At 53.1% G+C, this 21,698-nt stretch carries 24 protein-coding genes; 2 read left to right on the plus strand and 22 right to left on the minus strand.

All coding sequences use genetic code 11. The annotated features are described in order from the left end of the window. Positions 1-17: 17 nt before the first annotated feature. Genes nagZ through hinT form a run of 5 tightly spaced genes read right to left on the minus strand, consistent with a single transcriptional unit; the run spans position 18 to position 3,247 of the window. Positions 18-1,043, minus strand: coding sequence for a beta-N-acetylhexosaminidase (gene nagZ, locus ABVM99_RS03150; protein ID WP_000529340.1), 1,026 nt, complete (start codon positions 1,041-1,043; stop codon positions 18-20). Positions 1,044-1,053: 10 nt separating this feature from the next. Further along, positions 1,054-1,878, minus strand: a complete 825-nt coding sequence (gene thiK, locus ABVM99_RS03155) for a thiamine kinase (RefSeq protein WP_001257320.1) — start codon at positions 1,876-1,878, stop codon at positions 1,054-1,056. Further along, positions 1,859-2,497, minus strand: a complete 639-nt coding sequence (gene lpoB / locus ABVM99_RS03160) for a penicillin-binding protein activator LpoB (RefSeq protein ID WP_000164355.1) — start codon at positions 2,495-2,497, stop codon at positions 1,859-1,861. Before lpoB ends, thiK begins: the two co-directional genes overlap by 20 nt. Positions 2,498-2,510: 13 nt before the next feature. Beyond that, entirely contained in the window at positions 2,511-2,885 is a 375-nt protein-coding gene (locus ABVM99_RS03165; RefSeq protein WP_000589563.1) for a YcfL family protein, read from the minus strand. A gap of 2 nt (positions 2,886-2,887) precedes the next feature. Continuing rightward, complete coding sequence (gene hinT, locus ABVM99_RS03170) at positions 2,888-3,247, minus strand: purine nucleoside phosphoramidase (protein WP_001532068.1); 360 nt, start codon at positions 3,245-3,247, stop codon at positions 2,888-2,890. A gap of 341 nt (positions 3,248-3,588) precedes the next feature. Here hinT and fhuE point away from each other — a divergent pair, with 341 nt between their 5' ends. After that, on the plus strand, positions 3,589-5,763 hold the full coding sequence (fhuE, locus tag ABVM99_RS03175; protein ID WP_020839417.1) for a ferric-rhodotorulic acid/ferric-coprogen receptor FhuE: 2,175 nt from the start codon (positions 3,589-3,591) through the stop codon (positions 5,761-5,763). An 84-nt stretch (positions 5,764-5,847) separates the two neighbouring features. Here the strand turns inward: fhuE and ptsG are convergent, their stop codons facing one another. The 14 genes from ptsG to yceD form a co-directional block, all read right to left on the minus strand. Then, a complete protein-coding gene (ptsG, locus tag ABVM99_RS03180; RefSeq protein WP_000475705.1) occupies positions 5,848-7,281 on the minus strand; it encodes a PTS glucose transporter subunit IIBC in 1,434 nt (477 codons plus the stop codon). A 294-nt stretch (positions 7,282-7,575) separates the two neighbouring features. Further along, a complete protein-coding gene (locus ABVM99_RS03185) occupies positions 7,576-8,373 on the minus strand; it encodes a metal-dependent hydrolase (RefSeq protein ID WP_000480268.1) in 798 nt (265 codons plus the stop codon). 10 nt (positions 8,374-8,383) lie between these two features. Next, entirely contained in the window at positions 8,384-9,388 is a 1,005-nt protein-coding gene (holB, locus tag ABVM99_RS03190; RefSeq protein WP_000872450.1) for a DNA polymerase III subunit delta', read from the minus strand. Then, the gene (tmk, locus tag ABVM99_RS03195) at positions 9,385-10,026 is read right to left on the minus strand and encodes a dTMP kinase (protein ID WP_000535396.1); all 642 of its coding nucleotides are present in this window, start codon (positions 10,024-10,026) and stop codon (positions 9,385-9,387) included. The genes holB and tmk overlap by 4 nt, the downstream gene beginning before the upstream one ends. After that, positions 10,016-11,038: a cell division protein YceG gene (yceG, locus tag ABVM99_RS03200; protein WP_023195188.1), complete on the minus strand. Its 1,023-nt coding sequence runs from the start codon at positions 11,036-11,038 to the stop codon at positions 10,016-10,018. The genes tmk and yceG overlap by 11 nt, the downstream gene beginning before the upstream one ends. Before the next feature lie 2 nt (positions 11,039-11,040). After that, complete coding sequence (gene pabC / locus ABVM99_RS03205; protein ID WP_000478660.1) at positions 11,041-11,850, minus strand: aminodeoxychorismate lyase; 810 nt, start codon at positions 11,848-11,850, stop codon at positions 11,041-11,043. 123 nt (positions 11,851-11,973) lie between these two features. After that, positions 11,974-13,215: a beta-ketoacyl-ACP synthase II gene (gene fabF, locus ABVM99_RS03210; protein WP_000044664.1), complete on the minus strand. Its 1,242-nt coding sequence runs from the start codon at positions 13,213-13,215 to the stop codon at positions 11,974-11,976. An 85-nt stretch (positions 13,216-13,300) separates the two neighbouring features. After that, positions 13,301-13,537, minus strand: coding sequence for an acyl carrier protein (acpP, locus tag ABVM99_RS03215; protein WP_000103754.1), 237 nt, complete (start codon positions 13,535-13,537; stop codon positions 13,301-13,303). A gap of 155 nt (positions 13,538-13,692) precedes the next feature. Next, positions 13,693-14,427 carry a 3-oxoacyl-ACP reductase FabG gene (gene fabG / locus ABVM99_RS03220; protein ID WP_000007236.1) on the minus strand — a complete coding sequence of 245 codons (735 nt, stop codon included), beginning with the start codon at positions 14,425-14,427 and terminating at the stop codon, positions 13,693-13,695. Positions 14,428-14,439: 12 nt separating this feature from the next. Further along, a complete protein-coding gene (gene fabD / locus ABVM99_RS03225; protein WP_001529843.1) occupies positions 14,440-15,369 on the minus strand; it encodes an ACP S-malonyltransferase in 930 nt (309 codons plus the stop codon). A gap of 15 nt (positions 15,370-15,384) precedes the next feature. Continuing rightward, positions 15,385-16,338 (minus strand): beta-ketoacyl-ACP synthase III, encoded by a 954-nt coding sequence (fabH, locus tag ABVM99_RS03230; protein WP_000288148.1) that lies wholly within the window; start codon positions 16,336-16,338, stop codon positions 15,385-15,387. A 79-nt stretch (positions 16,339-16,417) separates the two neighbouring features. Then, on the minus strand, positions 16,418-17,497 hold the full coding sequence (gene plsX / locus ABVM99_RS03235) for a phosphate acyltransferase PlsX (protein WP_001518286.1): 1,080 nt from the start codon (positions 17,495-17,497) through the stop codon (positions 16,418-16,420). A 133-nt stretch (positions 17,498-17,630) separates the two neighbouring features. Next, entirely contained in the window at positions 17,631-17,804 is a 174-nt protein-coding gene (gene rpmF, locus ABVM99_RS03240; RefSeq protein ID WP_000290727.1) for a 50S ribosomal protein L32, read from the minus strand. Positions 17,805-17,855: 51 nt separating this feature from the next. Further along, positions 17,856-18,377: a 23S rRNA accumulation protein YceD gene (yceD, locus tag ABVM99_RS03245; protein ID WP_001174492.1), complete on the minus strand. Its 522-nt coding sequence runs from the start codon at positions 18,375-18,377 to the stop codon at positions 17,856-17,858. Between the two features lie 197 nt (positions 18,378-18,574). On the opposite strand from yceD, the gene ABVM99_RS03250 reads away from it, so the two are divergent. Next, positions 18,575-19,159: a nucleoside triphosphate pyrophosphatase gene (locus tag ABVM99_RS03250; protein WP_023182043.1), complete on the plus strand. Its 585-nt coding sequence runs from the start codon at positions 18,575-18,577 to the stop codon at positions 19,157-19,159. A 71-nt stretch (positions 19,160-19,230) separates the two neighbouring features. Here the strand turns inward: ABVM99_RS03250 and ABVM99_RS03255 are convergent, their stop codons facing one another. The 3 genes from ABVM99_RS03255 to rluC form a co-directional block, all read right to left on the minus strand. Further along, a complete protein-coding gene (locus tag ABVM99_RS03255; protein WP_023194934.1) occupies positions 19,231-19,455 on the minus strand; it encodes a hypothetical protein in 225 nt (74 codons plus the stop codon). Positions 19,456-19,660: 205 nt separating this feature from the next. Then, positions 19,661-20,404 (minus strand): DUF3053 domain-containing protein, encoded by a 744-nt coding sequence (locus ABVM99_RS03260; protein WP_077684038.1) that lies wholly within the window; start codon positions 20,402-20,404, stop codon positions 19,661-19,663. 155 nt (positions 20,405-20,559) lie between these two features. After that, positions 20,560-21,519 (minus strand): 23S rRNA pseudouridine(955/2504/2580) synthase RluC, encoded by a 960-nt coding sequence (gene rluC / locus ABVM99_RS03265; protein ID WP_052938206.1) that lies wholly within the window; start codon positions 21,517-21,519, stop codon positions 20,560-20,562. Between the last annotated feature and the right edge of the window lie 179 nt (positions 21,520-21,698).

A 21,698-nucleotide genomic window follows, 5' to 3' on the forward strand; every position in this document is an offset into this window, starting at 1 on the left:
CCTCACGAAAACTCGAGTTAATGACCTGCTTTTTCTTCCTGCCAGCGTTCATGTAACTGGTTGAGCTGGGCGCTGGCTGTTTTCCAGCGTGCTGAGTCCATGAGCTCCCGGCGTGAAAATGAACCTTTATGATACAAACGTGTAACACGTTCTGCTTTGATCGGCGACAGATTATCCAACACGCTGACTGCGCCTTTACGATTATTGCAGACCAGAATCATATCGCAACCCGCATCCAGCGACGCCTGAGCGCGCTCAGCATAGCTGCCCATAATCGCCGCGCCCTCCATCGACAGATCGTCGGAGAAAATGACGCCGTCAAAGCCTAACTCCTGACGCAGCACCGTTTTCAGCCAGTACGGCGAACCGCTTGCCGGACGCGGATCGATAGCGCGGTAGATCACGTGGGCAGGCATAATCGCATCCAGTTTATTCTCGCTAATCAGCGTGCGGAACACCGACATATCTTTACCACGAATGTCCGTTTCAGGACGTGGATCGCACGGCGTCTCTTTGTGGGAGTCCGCCGTGACCGCGCCGTGGCCGGGGAAATGCTTACCGGTCGTTTTCATCCCGGCGTCATGCATGCCGTCAATAAAGCGCGTTGCCATTGCCAACGCTTTTGCGGGATCGGCATGATAGGAGCGCTCGCCAATTGCCGCGCTGATATGCCCGACGTCCAGCACTGGCGCAAAACTGATATCAATATCCATCGCGATCATTTCGCTGGCCATCAGCCACCCTGCCTCCTGCGCCAGTCGTCCCCCCTCTTCCAGCCCATGTAGCGCAAAAAAAGATTGCGCCGCAGGCAGGCGGGTAAACCCTTCACGGAAACGCTGTACGCGCCCGCCTTCCTGATCGACGGCCACCACCAGATGGTTACGCGATGCCGCCCGAATCTGGCGCACTAATTCGCGCAGCTGTTCCGGGTCATGGTAATTACGCGTGAACAGAATAAGCCCGCCAACCAGCGGATGCGCCAGTATCTCGCGCTCCTCCGCATCCAGCTCACATCCTTCGACATTCAACATTACTGGGCCCACACTGTTCTCCTTATCCTTTCATACGTAGCTGGCGCCAGGTTTCATCGGCCAGCCTGATAAATTGTTGCTCGCCGGTTTGTCGCCAGCGGTATTCGAACCACCCTGCTTTTAGCATAATGACCCAGGGGTGCCATAATCGTATCTGTCGCCATAGCTGCCGGGCGTCGATTCGCGCGCGCGCTGCATAAGCGTCTGCCAGTTGTCGGTGCTGGCGTTCATCCTCAACCCATACTGCCGCCAGCTCCAACGCAATATCGCCGTCGCCGGCATACTCCCAGTCAATCAGTCTCAACCCGGCGGACGTTAATACTATATTGTCGCCATGGACATCCATATGCAAAGGCGCGAGCCGCAGCGGGCGAGGTTCACCGTTTTTTTGCAACTGTTTGAGCCGCCGCAACCAAAACGGCGTACGCCTTGCCGGATCGCAACACGACCAGTACTGCGCCAATAGTGGCGATAGCGCGATACGCCAGCCAAAACGCGGCTGTTGATGCAAATGATACAGTAAGGCCGCCAGTTCGTCGGCATCTGGCAGAGCGGAATTTACTACACCATGCAGATATTCTACCGCCATCCAGCCCGGCGTATAAAAAAGCGCTCGCGGCGCCAGACTGGCCGGCAATTGGGATAAGGCGCGGTGATGACGTAAAAAATGGGCTGGTGGAGCGTCGGGGTCGTGATGACGGCGCAGCACGATACGGTGAGTATCGTGAGCAATAATACAGCTCCCGCCGCTTAGCCCCTGCGATGCGGCGACGGCGGGACGATACTGGGGAAAATAGCGCGACAGGATCTCGTCGCGCGTTAAGGGATTATTGTTGTTGGACCGCACCTTTACCTGACCAGATTATCTCGCCAGTTTGCACCAGCATTAACTGCATCTGTAATGCAGGCGCGTTAACGTTACCGGATGCGCTGGAGTAAAGTACATATTGCGCCCCGACATTGCGCGCAATGCCAATAGCTTTACTGCGCGTTCCCAGACTATCCTGCGGAGACAACCCTAACTGCTGTTTTGCCATCGCGAGTTGCTGTACGGAGACCAGCGTAAATTTACCGTTGTTTGCCAGCGCATTACGTAACGTTTCCGTTGCCTCGTTCGCATTTAACGACCCATTCGTCCGGTTATTCACGCTGTCGACAAGCAATACGCTTCCGGCCGTCACGCCATCAGCCTGCAACATTTTGCTGACCAGCGGTTGCATCGCGCCGTTCCAGTCATAGTGGCGCACCTTAGGCGCTGGCTGGCCCGTTTGATCTTCATGTTCGATCGGCCCCGGTTGCTGTGGAATGGTTGGCACAGACGGCACAACAGGAGGCTGTGGTGGCTGCGCGGGTTGTTCTGGCGCTGGTTTTACCTCTTCAACTGGCGCAGGTTGACGTTGCGCCATACACCCGGAGAGAAATATCGCCAGCGCAGCAATGGCAGCGTAGCGATGCATTTTTGTCATCAAAATTCACTCCTCACAAATAAAGATAAAGCCTGACCTTATGCGCCCCCAGATAATTGGCGCTGCCAAATAGCGTTACCGACGAACGCGCGGGTATGGTTACGCTACGCGGCGCCTCCAGCGGATGCATCTCCAGCCCCCGCGCGTCATACCAGTAAAACCGATAATGAACGGTTATGGGCTCTTGCCTTTCGTTATAGACGCGGGAAGAGGCTGATGGCTGGATATCAGACGCCGTCAGTTCAGGCGGCTCTGCGGTGACGCCCGCCGCCAGAACCGTGGACTCCATCACCAGCGACTGCGCGTCGCTTACCGGAATTTCAGGGTGTGACCGGCAGCCGGTAAGCAGCAGCAAGCCCAGAGAAACCGCGATGCATCCTTTGATCATACTTACAAGCCTTTATGCGCCAGCATCGGGCCTAGCGGGCGGCCGCCCAGTAGGTGCATATGGATATGATAAACCTCCTGGCCCCCATGACGGTTGGTATTCATGATTAAACGATACCCATCTTCGGCAATGCCTTCTTGTTCGGCGATTTTCGCCGCCACGGTGATCATCCGACCTAACGCCTGTTCATGTTCCGCCGTCACGTCATTGACGGTTGGGATCAGGATATTGGGAATAATCAAGATATGCGTCGGCGCCTGCGGTGAAATATCACGAAAGGCGGTGACCAGCTCATCCTGATAAACGATATCCGAAGGGATTTCACGACGAATAATTTTGCTGAATATAGTTTCTTCTGCCACGACGTTTTCCTTTTTCATAATAGCCCTTGCAGCGCACATGCTACGCCGAGCCATACTGCGAGTATAGAGTATGAGCGAGTTACCGACGCTCTTTCAACTTTAACCCACGATTTATTAAGCGAAAAATGACTACATGCTGGACTTACCGCCATATCCCCCTGCCATGACGCCTTTGTACGCTTAAAAAATATTTCTAGTTTCCTTGGTTATACCGTTTTACACATTTAATACAAATGCGTATATTTCTCATTTGCATTTTTATGCGCATTAACTAGCAAAGAATGAAAAGGTTCAACGTCATACGTCCTGAACTTACCCCAATAACAAGCAAGGATTTTCAGATGTCTTTCATTCAATACCGCCGGGACAAACACCTTCCGTCCACCGCCGCACCGTCGCTGTTAGCTATGGGTATGGCGATGGCATTTATGCCTGCCGCCTTCGCGGCTGAGGATACCGTTATTGTCGAAGGCGCGACGACCGCTGACGCCGTAAACCGCGAAGAACAGGATTACAGCGTGAAAACGACCGCAGCGGGCACCAAAATGCCGATGACTCAGCGCGATATCCCGCAGTCGGTCAGTATTGTCAGCCAACAGCGTATGGAAGACCAGCAGTTGCAAACCCTGGGCGAGGTGATGACCAATACGCTGGGAATCAGTGGAAGCCAGGCTGACTCCGATCGCATCAGCTATTACTCGCGCGGGTTTGAAATTGACAACTATATGGTTGACGGTATTCCAACGTATTTTGAGTCCCGCTGGAATCTGGGCGATGCGCTAACGGATACCGCGCTGTATGAGCGCGTGGAGGTGGTTCGCGGCGCGAATGGGCTGATGACCGGAACCGGCAATCCTTCTGCCTCAATTAATATGATCCGTAAACACGCCACCAGTCGGGAGTTCAAAGGTAACGTCTCCACAGAATACGGTAGCTGGAATAAGCAGCGTTACGTCATGGATCTGCAAAGTCCGCTCACCGCGGACGGCAATGTCCGTGGGCGCATCGTGGCGGGTTATCAGAATAATGATTCCTGGCTGGACCGCTATAACAGTGAGAAAGCGTTCTTTTCCGGAATTGTCGATGCCGATCTGGGTGCAACTACCAGCCTTTCAGCCGGTTATGAATATCAAAAAATTGATGTCAACAGCCCGACCTGGGGCGGTCTGCCGCGCTGGAACACCGATGGCAGCAAAAATAGCTATGACCGCGCGCGTAGTACCGCCCCGGACTGGGCTTATAACAACAAAGAGATAAATAAATTCTTCGTCACGCTTAAACAGCGTTTTGCCGAAAGCTGGCAGGCGACTCTGAATGCGACCCATACTGAGGTCAAATTCGACAGTAAAATGATGTATATCGATGCGTTAGTCGATAAAGAGACAGGTACGCTGGTGAGTCCTTATGGCGCAAGCTACCCCGTGGTCGGCGGTACTGGCTGGAACAGCGGCAAGCGCAAAGTAGATGCCATAGATCTCTTTGCCGATGGCGCTTATGAGCTGTTTGGCCGTCAGCACAATATGATGTTTGGCGGCAGTTATAGTAAACAGAATAACCGCTATTTTAGCGCCTGGGCGAACGTCTTTCCGGACGACATTGGCAACTTCAGCGCCTTTAACGGTAATTTCCCCCAAACCCACTGGGCGCCACAAAATCTGGCGCAGGACGATACCACGCATATGAAATCGCTGTATGCCGCTACGCGCATTTCGCTGGCCGACCCGCTGCATCTGATTCTTGGCGCTCGTTATACCAACTGGCGTGTTGATACACTGACCTACAGCATGGAGAAAAACCATACCACGCCGTATGCCGGGCTGATTTATGATATCAACGACAACTGGTCCGCTTATGCCAGTTATACCTCTATCTTTCAGCCGCAGAATAAACGCGACAAAGCGGGTCAATATCTGGCTCCGATTACCGGTAATAACTATGAAGCGGGTCTGAAGTCCGACTGGATGAACAGCCGCCTCACCACCACGTTGTCCGTGTTCCGCATTGAGCAGAATAACGTCGCTCAGGCAACCACTATTCCCATCCCTGGCAGTAATGGGGAGTTTGCCTGGAAGTCTACTGACGGAACGGTGAGCAAAGGCGTCGAATTTGAAGTAAACGGCGCAATTACCGATAACTGGCAGATGACTTTCGGGGCTACCCGGTATGTTGCCGAGGACAATGAAGGTAACGCCGTGAACCCTAATCTTCCGCGCACCAGCGTGAAGTTATTCACCCGCTATCGTCTGCCGGCGATACCGGAGCTGACGGTCGGCGGCGGCGTGAACTGGCAGAATCGGGTTTACAAAGATACCACGACGCCGTACGGCACTTTCCGCGCCGAACAGGGCAGCTATGCGCTGGTCGATCTGTTTACCCGCTATCAGGTGACGAAAAATTTCTCCGTACAGGGAAACATCAACAACCTGTTTGATAAAACCTACGACACCAATATTGATGGTTCCATTGTTTACGGCGCGCCGCGTAACGTCAGCCTCACCGCCAATTATCAGTTCTGACAGACTGTCGGAGAGCGGCATGTAAAGCGCCATTAAAAAAGGCAGCCGAATGGCTGCCTTAATTCTCCCCAACATCATTACTGCTTAGCTGTTACGGATGTACTCATCCATTTCCGTTTTCAGGTTATCGGATTTCGTACCGAAAATAGCCTGAACGCCGGAACCCGCGACGACAACGCCTGCCGCGCCCAGTTTCTTCAGGCCAGCCTGATCCACTTTCGCTACATCGGCTACGCTCACGCGCAGACGCGTGATACAGGCATCCAGGTTAGTGATGTTCTCTTTACCGCCAAACGCCGCAACCAAAGCCGGCGCCATTTCGCTGGTCGCGCCCGCTTTTGCGTCATCAGTAGTGTCTTCACGACCCGGCGTTTTCAGATCCAGCGCTTTGATCAGCACGCGGAACACGGTGTAGTACACAATCGCATAACCGGCGCCAACAATCGGGAACAGCCACAATTTGCTGCTGTTACCGGACAGCACGATAAAGTCGATCAGACCGTGGGAGAACGACGTACCATCACGCATCCCCAGCAGGATACAGATCGGGAATGCCAGACCTGCCAGAATCGCGTGAATGATGTACAGGATCGGCGCCACGAACATGAAGGAGAACTCGATAGGCTCGGTAATACCCGTCAAAAACGAGGTCAGCGCGGCGGAAATCATGATACCGCCCACTTTTGCGCGGTTTTCCGGTTTAGCAGAGTGCCAGATAGCAATGGCCGCAGCCGGCAGGCCGTACATTTTGAACAGGAAGCCGCCAGACAACATACCCGCCGTCGGGTCGCCCGCCATATAGCGCGGAATGTCACCGTGGAATACCTGACCCGCTGCGTTGGTGTATTCGCCGATCTGCATCTGGAAAGGAACGTTCCAGATATGATGCAGACCAAACGGCACCAGGCAACGCTCGATAAAACCGTAAATACCAAACGCGACAACCGGGTTCTGATAAGCCGCCCACTGCGAGAACGCCTGGATAGCCGTACCGATTGGCGGCCATACGAAAGACAGCACCACACCGGTAAAAATAGCGGCCAGACCCGAAATGATCGGCACGAAGCGTTTGCCCGCAAAGAAGCCCAGATACTCAGGCAGTTTGATACGGTAGAAGCGGTTAAACATATACGCTGCGATCGCACCGGAGATAATCCCCCCGAGAACACCCGTATCAGCAAGGTGTTTAGCGGCGATCTCTTCAGCAGGTAAATGCAGAACCAGCGGCGCAACCACAGCCATGGTTTTCACCATGATGCCATACGCTACTACCGCCGCCAGAGCCGAAACGCCGTCGTTGTTGGTAAAGCCCAACGCCACGCCGATAGCGAAAATCAGCGGCATATTGGCAAAAACAGATCCGCCCGCTTCTGCCATAACGTGCGATACAACGGCTGGCAGCCAGCTGAAGTTAGCGGAACCGACACCCAGCAGGATACCTGCGATAGGGAGTACGGATACCGGCAGCATCAGCGATTTACCGACCTTTTGCAGGTTAGCAAATGCATTCTTAAACATAATTGAGAGTGCTCCTGAGTATTTGTGCTTTTCTACGTTCTCACGCATTGGCGAGGGGGGAGAACCCCGCCGTGGACAGGACATCTAAGTGCCCTTTTATTTATTACACAGAGTAAAATAAATACGTCTGATTTTGTTTGACGGCTATCACGTTTCAGCGCCAGATAGCCTAAAAAGTATCACATTCTGCCAAAATGAGTTTCCGAATGTTTCTATAAGCTCGCTCACCGCCCCTTTTGTGGCGGTGAACTTTACGCGCTTTGCTTATTAATTACGAGCTTTAAAAAAACTCGTTTAACGGATTGATGACAGGCGAGACGCGTCAATATGGAACAGGCGAGCAAAGTTATCGGTGGTGATCTGCGCCAGTTCTTCAACGGCAACCCCTTTCAATACCGCCATATATTCTGCGACGTCGCGTACCATCGCAGGCTGGTTCTCTTTACCGCGATGCGGCACCGGCGCCAGATAAGGAGAATCGGTCTCGACTAACAACCGATCCAGCGGCACATAGCGCGCCGCATCACGCAACTGTTCAGCGTTACGGAACGTTACGATGCCGGAAAAAGAGATATAAAACCCCAGATCCAGCAATTTGCCGGCCGTTTCTCTGTCTTCTGTAAAACAGTGTAGTACGCCGCCGCAATCCGTCACTTTTTCTTCGCGCAGGATAGCCAGCGTATCGGCACGCGCGTCGCGAGTATGGACAATCACCGGTTTATGCAATTCGCGGCCAATCTGGATATGATGAATAAAAGACGCCTGCTGGCGGATTTTGGTCTCAGGCGTGTAAAAGTAATCAAGCCCGGTCTCGCCCATCGCCACCACATCGTCTTCTGCAGCAAGGAGGCGCAGTTCTTCTACGTCATATGCTTCATCCTGATTTAACGGATGCACGCCACAGGAAAAGACCACATTATCGCGCTTGCCCACCAGCTCGCGCATATGGCGATACCCCGGCAGCGTCGTCGCCACCGCTAAACAGAACTTCACATCGCGCGCGGCGGCTTTTGCCAGCACATCGTCCACGTCCTTATGCAAAGATTGATAATCCAGACCATCAAGATGGCAGTGTGAGTCGACTAAAAACATAATGTCTCTCTCAAAGATGAGGAACAGGCAACAAAGTGCCTGGTTGCAGGTAATGCTCGATGCGGAGAATGAGATCGGTTAATACCAGTTCGCGGTTTAATCCGGTCACATGAAGTAATTGATCACGACAATGACAAACATCGTTCAGGATTGCCTGAATACGCGCCGGGGATAGCGGCCCCGCCAGCGCGGCAACAACCGCGTCCGCATCAACGTTTGTCAGGTACGACGCGCCGTGCTGACGTTTCAGCGCGTCTACCAGCAGCGTCGCCAGCCAGTGCAAGCGCGCCGGGGCTTGCTCATGATTGAGCGCCGTTAATAACGCATACCAGTCGCCCGTATGCAAACTGTCCATTAACGCCTGACACAGCGCCTCACGCTGCGCCCAGCGTTCAGACTGCAACAGCGCCAGCGCGGCGCCGGGCGACCCCGCGTTCAGGCGTAGCGCCGTGAGCAATGCTTCTTGTGACGCCGTCACTTCTCGCGATAGCCATGACATCGCATACGATTCGGACGGCGGCGCCAGATGATGCAGCCGGCAGCGGCTGCGTAATGTCGCCAACAGACGAGCAGGCTCCGGGCTGGCAAGGAAAAACCAGGTTTGCTCCGGCGGCTCTTCCAGCGTTTTGAGCAACGCATTGGCGGCGGCGTCGGTTAATAGCGCCGCATCCGCAATCCACACCACCTTCGCGCCGCCCAGACGGGAGTGCTCGTACAATTTCTCGCTGACCTCGCGTACCGCATCTACGCCGAGGCTACTTTTGCCTTTATCCGGCGTCAGCGTGTAATAGTCCGGATGCGTGCCAGCCTGCATAAGCTGACAGCCACGGCAATGCCCACAGCTTTTGTGGCCCTCAGGCTGCTGGCATAACAGATAACGGCTCAGCGCATAGCACAGCGCCTCGTCGCCCATGCCAGGTAAGGCCTGAATCAGTAGCGCATGGTGCCCACGTCCCGCCTGGTAACTTTCTACCAGTTTTTCATAGGCGGGCCGTAACCATGGATACCATTTCATGCCGCTTGCTCCTGCACCCACTTCGTCACCGTGGCGCGAATGTCGCGCATGACGGCATCCAGCGGCTGGGTCGCGTCAATGGTGCGGATACGCGAGTCTTGCGCCGCCAGTTCCAGATAGCGCGCGCGAGTCCGGTTAAAGAAATCAAAAGATTCCTGCTCAATGCGATCCAAATCGCCGCGCGCTCTGGCGCGTTTTAGCCCGACTTCCGGCGTGACATCCAGATACAGCGTCAGGTCAGGGCGAAAATCGCCCAGCACGGCATCGCGTAGTGTCGCCAGCATGGTTTGATCAATGCCGCGCCCTCCCCCCTGATACGCCTGGGTCGAGAGATCGTGGCGATCGCCGATCACCCATATGCCTTGCGCCAGCGCGGGTTTGATTACCGTTTCGACGAGCTGTACGCGAGCGGCATAAAACATCAGCACTTCCGCTTTATCGGTAATCACTTCGTCGCCTACCGATCGGATATCCAGCACCAGACTTCGTAGTTTTTCGGCAAGTTGCGTACCGCCCGGCTCACGGGTAAAAATCATGTTACGAATACCCAGTTGCTCAAGGGTCTCCACCACCACGTCGCGCGCAGTGGTTTTTCCGGCGCCTTCCAGGCCCTCGATGACGATATAATTACTGCCCATTTTTTTCCTTAAGCACTTTCAGGTACTCCTGCACTGACCGATTATGGCTGGCAAGATTGGTGTTAAATGTGTGACCACCTTTACCGTCGGCCACAAAATAGAGATACGGCGTTTTCGCCGGATGCGCCGCCGCCTGCAATGACGCTTCGCTGGGCGATGCAATCGGTCCTGGCGGCAGCCCGGTTATGGTATACGTGTTATAAGCCGTCGGCTTTTCCAGATCCGCACGCGACAAGTTACCATTATAACTCGTCCCCATCCCGTAAATCACGGTGGGATCGGTCTGAAGGCGCATACCGATTCTCAGGCGATTAATAAAGACTGAGGCCACCTGATCGCGTTCGCTGGCGACAGCCGTCTCTTTTTCAATAATCGAGGCCATTGTCACCAGTTGGTTCTGATCTTTATAAGGCAGCCCCTCGGCCCGACCTTTCCAGACAGTATCGACAGCTTTCACCATCTTTTGATGCGCTCGCTTGAGAATAGCGACATCGCTGGTGTTGGCGGTATACATCCAGGTATCGGGCCAGAACCACCCTTCTACCCATTCCGGATGCGTAAGCTTTAATGCCTGAGCGACAGTGGCGTAGTCATCATCCGGCAATGTATGGCGAATATACGGCGCCTCTCGTAGCTGTTTCAGGTAATCGCTAAGGCGCATCCCTTCCACAAACCGCAACGGGAATTGCGCTTCTTTGCCGCTCTCCAGCAACTCAAGCATCTCCCGTACGGTCATCCCGGGTGTAAAACGGTAAGTTCCCGCTTTAAAGTGCGATAACTCAGGCTCCACGCGCAGCAGCCACTGAAATACCCGGGGACGATTAATGATTTTTTCATCATAAAGCTGGTCGCCAAGCGCCAGCCGCCCCGTTCCCGCCTTGAGCGTAAAGATAGTCTCGTTTTTAATAAGTAACGTGCTGTTCGCCAGATGGCGAACTTTCCACATCCCCACGCCCGCGGCAATACCCAGCACAACCAACAGCAGAAGGAAAACGCCTGACAATTTTTTCATAACTAATTCGGATGCTCACAAAATGGGGCTAAAAATTGAAACAGTGTTCGCGAAGAATACGACGTCCCGTGATAGGCGCGTATGGGAATAATCGGCATTAGCGCGTTGCAGATGATAATCTCATCCGCCTGCCTGACTGCCTCCTCTCTCGCCTGTACTTCAAGAACCTGGAAAGGAGATTGCGCCAGTTGGCGTAAACAAAATTGTCGCATAATGCCGTTCACCCCGGCCTGATCCAGACGCGGCGTAAAAACAATGTCGCCTGTACGCCAGAACAAATTAGCCGCACAGCATTCCGTAACCCATCCCTCGCTGTCAAGAACCAGCGCCTCATCGGCGTCCGTCTGCTCAAGATGAGAGCGAATCAACACCTGTTCGAGGCGGTTCAGATGTTTTAATCCGGCAAGATAAGGATTGCGCCCAAGCGGTATGGGACTAAGGGTAAGAGTGATGCCTTGCTTACGCCACTGAGAATAATAAGCGGGATAAGCAGAAACGGAGAGGATTCGGGTAGCTGCCTGACAATTCATGGCGCTGTATCCCCGGCCGCCGCTACCACGGCTAATGATCACTTTCAACACGCCTGAATCATGCCCTGTGGCCAACATTGTCATCTCTTGCCGAAGGGTCGACCAATGGCTAAAAGCGATCCGTAATTTTTCACAGGCAACCTGCAAGCGCTGAAGATGCGCTTCCAGATGGCAAATGTTGCCATCAACAATACGTGCGGTCGTAAAACTGCCATCGCCGAACTGCGTCGCCCGGTCGCTTACAGCAAGTTGATCCTGCGCATGGCCATTAATTAAAAACATAGTGGCTCCTTATCCGTCGCCTGCTAGTGTGGCAGGATGAATAACGCAGAACAAGAGGTGATATGCCTGATAAAAAAGGCCCGACAAGCGGACCTTTTTATTAATGTCTGTCTCTGGCTTAACTTAGATCTTTTTAAAAATCAAGGAACCGTTAGTTCCGCCAAAGCCAAAGGAGTTACACAGAGCGTACTCCAGATCGCTGACCTGGCGCGCTTCATGCGGCACGAAGTCCAGATCGCAACCTTCATCCGGGTTATCCAGATTAATGGTTGGCGGAATGGCCTGATCGCGTAGCGCCAGAATAGAGAAAATAGACTCTACTGCGCCTGCGGCGCCCAACAGATGGCCGGTCATCGATTTGGTCGAGCTCACCATCACTCGGCTTGCGGCATCGCCAAAGACTGACTTAACCGCCTGCGTCTCAGCTTTGTCGCCGGCAGGCGTCGACGTGCCGTGCGCGTTGACGTAGCCAATCTGAGCAGGCTCAATCGCGGCATCACGCAACGCGTTAACCATCGCCAGCGCAGCGCCTGCGCCATTTTCCGGCGGCGACGTCATATGGTAAGCATCGCTGCTCATACCAAAGCCGACGATTTCAGCATAGATTTTCGCACCACGCGCTTTCGCATGTTCGTACTCTTCAAGCACCAACATACCGGCACCGTCGCCCAGTACAAAACCATCGCGTTCTTTATCCCACGGACGGCTCGCCGCCTGTGGGTTATCGTTGCGGGTCGACAGCGCGCGCGCTGCGCCAAAACCACCTACGCCCAGCGGCGTACTGGCTTTTTCTGCGCCACCTGCCACCATCGCGTCCGCATCACCATAGGCGATGATACGCGCGGCATGGCCGATGTTATGCACGCCTGAAGTACAGGCAGTCGCAATAGAGATGCTTGGCCCACGCAGGCCATACATGATAGTCAGATGGCCTGCTACCATGTTAACAATCGTCGACGGGACAAAGAACGGGCTAATCTTACGCGGTCCGCCTTTTACCAGCGAACTGTGGTTTTCTTCGATCAGACCGAGACCACCGATACCGGAGCCGATAGCGGCGCCAATACGGCTTGCGTTCTCTTCCGTCACTTCAAGGCCAGAATCCTGCATGGCCTGTACGCCAGCGACAATTCCATATTGAATGAAGGCATCCATCTTGCGCTGTTCTTTGCGCGAGATAATGTCATCACAGTTAAAATCCTTTACTAAGCCAGCAAATTTCGTTGCATAGGCGCTAGTATCGAAATGGTCGATCAGGCTGATGCCACTCTGACCGGCAAGGAGAGCTTTCCAGGTAGACTCTACGGTATTGCCGACAGGAGACAACATGCCCAGTCCGGTCACAACTACACGACGCTTAGACACGGTTGTCCTCCAGGGAGGGAAAATGATTCTAGTGGGACAAAAAGATAAAACTCAGGCGGTCGAACGACCGCCTGGAGATGTTCACTTACGCCTGGTGGCCGTTGATGTAATCAATGGCAGCCTGAACGGTGGTGATTTTCTCAGCTTCTTCGTCCGGAATCTCAGTATCAAACTCTTCTTCCAGAGCCATTACCAGCTCAACGGTGTCAAGAGAATCTGCGCCCAGGTCTTCAACGAAAGAAGCATTGTTGGTTACTTCTTCCTGCTTAACGCCCAGCTGTTCGCCGATAATTTTCTTAACGCGTTCTTCGATAGTGCTCATACTCTTAAATTTCCTATCAAAACTCGCTTTCGCGATGGTTTTCGTAGTGTATAAAATGTTGAAAAATTTGCAACTAAATCCCGGCAGGTCTTACCACGATTTTACGTTATTTTGCGGCCTTTCGCCCTAATAACGCAAATATTTTTCAATCGTGATTAAACCATGTACATTCCGCCGTTGACGTGCAGAGTCTCACCAGTGATGTAACTCGCTTCGTCAGAGGCTAAAAATGCAACTGCACTGGCGATTTCCTGAGCGCCGCCGAGGCGACCCGCAGGCACCTGCGCCAGGATACCCGCACGCTGATCGTCAGACAGCGCACGCGTCATGTCCGTTTCAATAAAACCCGGAGCCACAACATTGACAGTAATACCACGGGACGCAACTTCACGCGCCAGTGATTTACTGAAACCGATCAGGCCCGCTTTCGCCGCAGCGTAGTTTGCCTGACCTGCATTTCCCATGGTACCAACCACAGAACCAATAGTGATAATGCGACCACAACGCTTTTTCATCATAGCGCGCATTACCGCTTTTGACAGGCGGAAAACGGATGATAAGTTGGTTTCGATAATATCGTTCCACTCATCATCTTTCATTCGCATCAACAGATTATCACGAGTGATACCGGCATTATTAACCAGGATATCCACTTCACCAAATTCTGCGCGAATATTTTCCAGAACAGATTCAATAGATGCAGGATCGGTCACATTCAACATCAAACCTTTCCCGTTAGCACCTAAATAGTCGCTAATGTTCTTCGCACCATTTTCACTGGTCGCAGTCCCGATAACTTTCGCGCCGCGGGCAACGAGAGTCTCTGCAATTGCGCGGCCTATGCCACGGCTTGCACCAGTCACCAGCGCAATCTTTCCTTCAAAGCTCATGGTTTTCCTCTTTTATTGCGTAAGTGCCGCAGACAGCGCCGCCGGCTCGTTCAGCGCCGACGCTGTCAGGGTGTCGACAATACGTTTCGTCAGACCAGTGAGGACTTTACCTGGACCCACTTCATAAAGATGTTCAACGCCCTGCGCCGCGATAAATTCCACGCTCTTCGTCCACTGTACCGGATTGTACAACTGGCGAACCAGCGCATCGCGGATAGCGGCGGCATCGGTTTCACATTTCACGTCAACGTTGTTTACTACCGGCACCGTTGGCGCGTTAAAGGTAATTTTGGCTAATTCAACCGCCAGCTTATCTGCCGCTGGTTTCATCAGCGCGCAGTGCGACGGTACGCTCACCGGCAGCGGCAGCGCGCGTTTCGCGCCAGCGGCTTTACAGGCTGCGCCCGCGCGTTCTACCGCCTCTTTATGCCCGGCGATAACCACCTGTCCCGGCGAGTTAAAGTTAACCGGCGATACAACCTGCCCTTCGGCAGATTCTTCACAGGCTTTAGCAATAGAGGCATCATCCAGACCGATGATCGCAGACATGCCGCCAGTACCTTCCGGAACCGCTTCCTGCATGAATTTACCACGCATTTCCACCAGACGAACGGCATCAGCAAAGTTGATGACGCCAGCGCAAACCAGCGCGGAATATTCGCCCAGGCTGTGACCTGCCATTAACGCAGGCATTTTACCGCCCTGCTGCTGCCAAACGCGCCAAAGCGCGACGGAAGCGGTTAATAACGCCGGCTGCGTCTGCCAGGTTTTATTCAGTTCTTCCGCTGGACCTTGCTGGGTGAGCGCCCACAGATCATATCCCAGAGCCGCAGAAGCTTCAGCAAACGTTTCTTCTACGATAGGGTAATTTGCCGCCATTTCGGCCAACATCCCAACGCTCTGAGAACCCTGACCGGGGAACACAAATGCAAATTGCGTCATGTTTAAATCCTTATACTAGAAACGAATCAGCGCGGAGCCCCAGGTGAATCCACCCCCGAAGGCTTCAAGCAATACCAGCTGACCGGCTTTAATTCGCCCGTCACGCACGGCTTCATCCAGCGCGCACGGCACAGAAGCCGCGGAGGTATTGCCGTGCCTGTCCAGCGTGACGACGACATTGTCCATCGACATGCCGAGTTTTTTCGCTGTCGCGCTAATGATACGCAGGTTAGCCTGATGCGGCACCAGCCAATCGAGTTCTGAGCGATCCAGGTTATTAGCCGCCAGCGTCTCATCGACAATATGCGCCAGTTCAGTGACCGCCACTTTAAAGACTTCATTGCCCGCCATCGTCAGGTAAATCGGGTTATCCGGATTTACGCGATCGGCATTCGGCAGGGTCAGTAATTCACCGTAACGGCCATCGGCATGAAGATGAGTGGAGATAATACCCGGTTCTTCAGAAGCGCTCAGTACGGCCGCGCCTGCGCCATCGCCGAAAATAATGATCGTACCGCGATCGCCAGGATCGCAAGTGCGGGCTAATACATCGGAACCGACCACCAGCGCGTGTTTAACCGCGCCGGATTTAACGTACTGGTCGGCGATGCTTAACGCGTAGGTGAAACCTGCGCACGCTGCCGCGACATCAAACGCCGGGCAACCTTTAATACCGAGCATACTTTGAATCTGACATGCCGCGCTTGGAAATGCATGCGTTGCTGATGTGGTAGCCACCACAATCAAGCCAATTTGGTCTTTATCGATCCCCGCCATCTCAATCGCGCGATTCGCAGCGGTAAAGCCCATCGTCGCGACAGTTTCATTCGGCGCGGCGATATGGCGTTCACGAATACCTGTACGAGTGACAATCCACTCGTCAGAGGTCTCAACCATTTTTTCCAGATCGGCGTTAGTCCGCACTTGTTCGGGCAGATAGCTGCCAGTACCAATAATCTTCGTATACATGTACGCTCAGTCACTTTTCGGTTATATACCGTTACCTGTAAACGTCTGGCACGCTGGCGGCGCCGGGGAGACAGCGATATTATCTGTGCGCCCGCAGGTTTACGCCTTTGCCATCGTCCAGCGGTTCAAATCCGGCTGGGTATACAGATTCCAGGCGAGCGGCAATTCGCTGAGGAACTTGTCGCTGCACCGCCTGCACTGCCTGTTCAATCGCGACTGCAAATGCTCGCTGATTGGCCGCACCATGACTTTTTATCACCGTGCCGCGCAATCCTAACAGACAGGCGCCATTATACTGGTCGGGGTTGAGGTGACTGAATCGCCTCGTCAGGCTTTTTTGTAACCAACGTTTTAATAACAGCAGCCACCACGACCGTTTTTTCCCCTCGCCCTGTGATTTCAGCAGTGAAAGGAACATTCTGACAACTCCCTCCATCGTTTTAAGTGTGACATTGCCTGTAAAGCCGTCACACACCAGTACATCGGTTTTTCCCGTCAGTAACTCATTCGCCTCAAGGTAGCCGATGTAATTGATGGTTGGGACTGTTTTTAACATTAAAGAGGCTTCGCGAATACTGTCGAGGCCTTTGGTTTCTTCTTCCCCGATATTGAGTAGCGCCACGCGGGGATTTTTGATCCCGACGACCTCTTCCGCCAAAACGGCGCCCATCACGGCAAACTGCACCAGCATGGTACTGTCACAGTCGACGTTGGCACCCAAATCAAGCACTACCGTTTTGCCCTTTTGCTGGTGCGGTAATACCGTCACCAACGCCGGACGCTCAATCCCCTCAAGAGGCTTGAGTAATAATTTCGCCAGCCCCATCAGCGCCCCGGTATTACCGGCGCTAACGCAAGCTTCGGCTCGGCCTTCTTTCACAAGCTCCAGGGCCACACGCATGGATGTCCCGCGACTGGCGCGGATCGCCTGCGAAGGCCGGGCATCACTGGCAATAACTGACTGTGCAGGGATAATCTGCAGACGCGAACGTTGTTCAAAGTCAGCTTTGGCAAGTAATGGCGTGATAATATCGGGATTCCCGACTAAAAGAAGAGTGAGCTGCGAATTAGCGTTCAGTGCCTGCAATGCTGCAGGCACCGTCACGGAAGGACCAAAATCGCCCCCCATGACATCTAACGCCAGGGTTAGACGTGTCAAGGTATCGTCGCTGCCTGGTTCGGTGTTCTCCGCTTACGCGGAGAAATCCTCACTAAGCTTTATCACGCTTGTACTCTTCGGCTTTTACACCACAGGCACGCCTGTGATGCAAAAGGCATCGAGTATCGCGCGATTACTTAGCGATGACCTTACGGCCGCGGTAGTAACCGTCGGCAGTGATGTGGTGACGCAGGTGTTTTTCACCAGAAGTTTTGTCTACAGACAGGCTGGTGACTGCGGTCAGAGCGTCATGGGAACGACGCATGCCACGTTTGGAACGGGTTGGTTTATTCTGTTGTACGGCCATGGACCTTACTCCTCAATTACGGTTTATCCCTGCGTCCGCGGGGAAGACCTATTACTTACGCTTTAAGCTGGCTAATACGGCAAATGGGTTTGGCTTTTGCGCTTCATCAGGCAGTTCGCCAAAGACCATGTCCGCCTCGGACACTTCACAGTGTTCAGAATCATGCACCGGAACTACCGGCAAGGCGAGGATGATTTCATCTTCAACCGTCGCCAGCAGATCGATTTCGCCGAATTCGTTTACCTCAATCGGCTCATACGCTTCCGGCAGTGCTTCAGCCTGCTCGTCGGAACGGACAGGGCTAAAACAATACGTTGTGTGAACCTGATGGGTAAACGGTTTCCCGCAACGCTGGCATTCGAGCGACACCGTAACGACCGCATCGCCGGTTAAAACGGCGAGACGCTGGTTATCGATAGCGAACGACATGGAGCATTCCACATCACTGTCCACACTGACTACAGATTCGGCAACGCGCTCAACCTGATCGGGGGTATAGATACCCTGGTAATCAAGGCGTTTTTGAGCGGTACGAACCGGATCAAGAGTCAGGGGTAATTTTACCTTTTGCATAGGGCGCGCATATTAACTTCGTAACGTCATATAGTCAAAGAAAAAGGCAGCCTGCGGTTGCCTTTTGCCAATAATTCGCACACATTGCGGGTTACAGACTTATTTTCGCTCAAGACGAGTCAGTATGACAGGCTTGAAGACCGAAGAGCATAGTTTAAGATGGCTCTCATCATTACGCTATATCTGAGGGAAAAAATATGCCCCGTCTCATCCTTGCGTCTACCTCTCCCTGGCGTCGCGCGCTGCTGGAAAAGCTGACGATTTCTTTCGAATGCGCCGCGCCGGATGTTGATGAAACCCCCATGCCGGGCGAAGCGCCGCGTCAGTTGGTGCTGCGGCTGGCGCAGGCGAAGGCGCAATCGCTCGCTGCGCGTTTCCCGAATCATTTGATTATTGGCTCCGACCAAATTTGTGTTCTGGACGGCGAAATCACCGGCAAACCGCTGACGGAAGAAAAAGCGCGTCAGCAATTAGCCAAAGCCAGCGGAAATATTGTGACGTTTTATACCGGACTGGCACTGTATAACTCCGCCTCCGGGCACTTACAAACCGAAGTGGAGCCTTTTGACGTTCATTTTCGCCATTTAAGCGAAGCGGAAATAGACGACTATGTCCGTAAAGAGCATCCGCTGCACTGCGCGGGAAGTTTTAAAAGCGAAGGCTTAGGCATTGCATTATTTGAGCGCCTGGAGGGCCGCGATCCGAACACGCTGATCGGCTTGCCGCTTATTGCCCTGTGCCAGATGCTGCGACGGGAGGGCTTCAACCCGCTACAGCAGTAAACGGCCTACTCTGTAGGCTTTTCAAATACCCCTAAAAGCCGTTTCTGCACGTGTTGGTAGTTATCTCCCGTTTATTGGGGAGCAGTTTCGACCGCTTCCAGTTCTAACCAACTGGAAAGCGCTTGTTGTGAACAATTTAGCGCCTGCAGATCTTCACTCTCTTCGTGCGGGCCCGTTTCCTGGTCAATCCATTCACCGATCAGAAAAAAAGCATTGGCATTACGAACCGATGTACGGTGCGTTTTATCCCATAGGGTTTCAACAGCGGTGTACGTGCGCGTTAATGAATTCCCCATCTCAGTTCAGTTTTGTAAAAACACATGTTCTCAATACTCGCCTGACGCGCTCTACGGTGTAAAAAGCGGCTTACAAACTTCTTCTCGCGAGCAACTCTCAGGACGTTTACTGTCCTGAAACCTTCCCTTTGCGACTCGTTAAATTCCATCTCGCGATGAGTTTACGCCCTCCCCCGAACATTGCTTCACCTCACGACACATTCCTTTAATTAACGCCGCCAGCGTCAGCCGCATCTTGTTGACTATTTATAAATTCAACCATCTGCTGAGTAAGATGGTTTATATCATTCTGCGTAATGAAAAAATTAAATTGTTGATCCTGAAAGTGTTCTTTTGCTGCCAGGTCGGCAAAAACCGCTTTTCCATTCGTTTCAAAGCGGACTTTATTTCCCTGTTTTTGCAGAAACTCGCCCATTGCGACCAGTTGGTCGAGCCGCTTTCCGCGCAGAAAATAATAGCGAGTCATCGTCTCATCCAGCGGTGTTACGGTTTTATTCCACGCAGCGTCAAAGACAGGCTTCACATCAGAGGGGAGCTTTAAAGCAGAATATTTTTTTCTGTTTTCACTACTCACATTTTTCAACCGAAGGATAAATCGATTGTTTACGTCACGAGCCACACGTAGCTCGTTCAGGAAAACCAGATTATCACGCTCAGACTGAATAACACCGGTGATCTTATCCTCTTGGCCGGTCTCATACACCACAGCAAAGATTTGCCCGTAGGCAGCTAATAGTACATCGTAGTCATCGGCGTAATGACCAAAAGCCTGACGTTGGGCTGGCGTCAACTCACAGACGCCCACCACGGGAGACGTAATGATTTGCGTATTCAAATACTCAACGAAAGCCCGTCGTGAACTATCGCCCTTTCCTTCGCAACCGGTCAGCATCGCGATCACGAGCGGCACGATAACGTATTTTCCCCAACGCTGAGTAAATGAGCGCATCCAGCTAGTATTGGCCATCTGTTCGTCCTTAAACACGCCGAAATCCGGATCGCAAGAATAAACAGTACACAACGGTAAAAATGCGTCGGATACAGCAAAACAAAAATATTATGAGAAAAGTGAGATTCGGGCAGATAACCTGCCCGAGAGAGGAACTATTTTGCGTTACGCAGCACCTGCAGACAGCGCTTCAGGGCGTTATCCATCGGCGCTTCAATGCGCATGACTTCGCCCGTTCCCGGATGCGTGAACTTCAGCGCCGCGGCGTGTAGAAAGAGACGTTTAAGACCGGTTCCCGCTTCGGTAAGCTGTTGATCAAACTCACGGTCGCCGTAGCGATCGTCGAACGCAATAGGGTGACCGGCATATTGGGTATGTACGCGAATCTGATGCGTACGGCCCGTTACCGGGCTACAGCGCACCAGCGTGGCGAAGGCATAGCGCTCTTCCACCTTGAAGCGCGTTTCTGACGGTTTGCCTTCCTGGCTCACGCGAACAATACGTTCGCCGCTTTGCAGAGTGTTCTTTAATAATGGCGCCTGTACGGTTTTAACGTGCGATTGCCACTGGCCGCGCACCAGCGCCAGATAATCTTTCTGCATTCCCTTTTCGCGCAGTTGCTCATGTAGCGAACGCAGCGCGGAGCGTTTTTTCGCCACCAACAGCACGCCGGAGGTATCGCGGTCAAGACGATGCACCAGTTCCAGGAATCGCGCTTCCGGGCGCAACGCCCGCAGCCCTTCGATGACGCCAAAACTTAACCCGCTCCCGCCGTGTACGGCGGTGCCGGAAGGCTTATTCAGCACCAGAATATGGTCGTCTTCATACAAAATGACGTCCGCCAACGCCGCCACTTTTTGCAAATGCGGCGACACGGCCTCTTCTTCGCGTTCAGCAACGCGAACCGGCGGAATGCGGACTTCATCGCCCGCTTCCAGTTTGTATTCCGGTTTAATGCGTTTTTTGTTCACCCGCACCTCGCCTTTACGCAAGATGCGATAAATCATACTTTTTGGTACCCCTTTCAGTTGGGTGCGCAAAAAGTTATCAATGCGTTGCCCCGCTTCGTCAGCGGCGATAGCAACAATTTTTACGGATGGCGTTTCTGTTTTCATGGGGGGCGATTCTAAATAGCCTGTGAGATTCGCGCCACACATTTTTCTATGCTTATAGAGACGTCTACGCCAGTGGATGAACATTTTTCACTGCGGTTTTGCTGGTTATTAAAGCGATTGGCTCGCGCTGGTGAAAAAACTGTGAGTAAGCGGGTGATAAATGGTAAAAGTCATCTTGC

Source organism: Salmonella sp. SJTUF15591, from assembly GCF_043356435.1.
Taxonomy (GTDB): Bacteria; Pseudomonadota; Gammaproteobacteria; order Enterobacterales; family Enterobacteriaceae; genus Salmonella; species Salmonella enterica.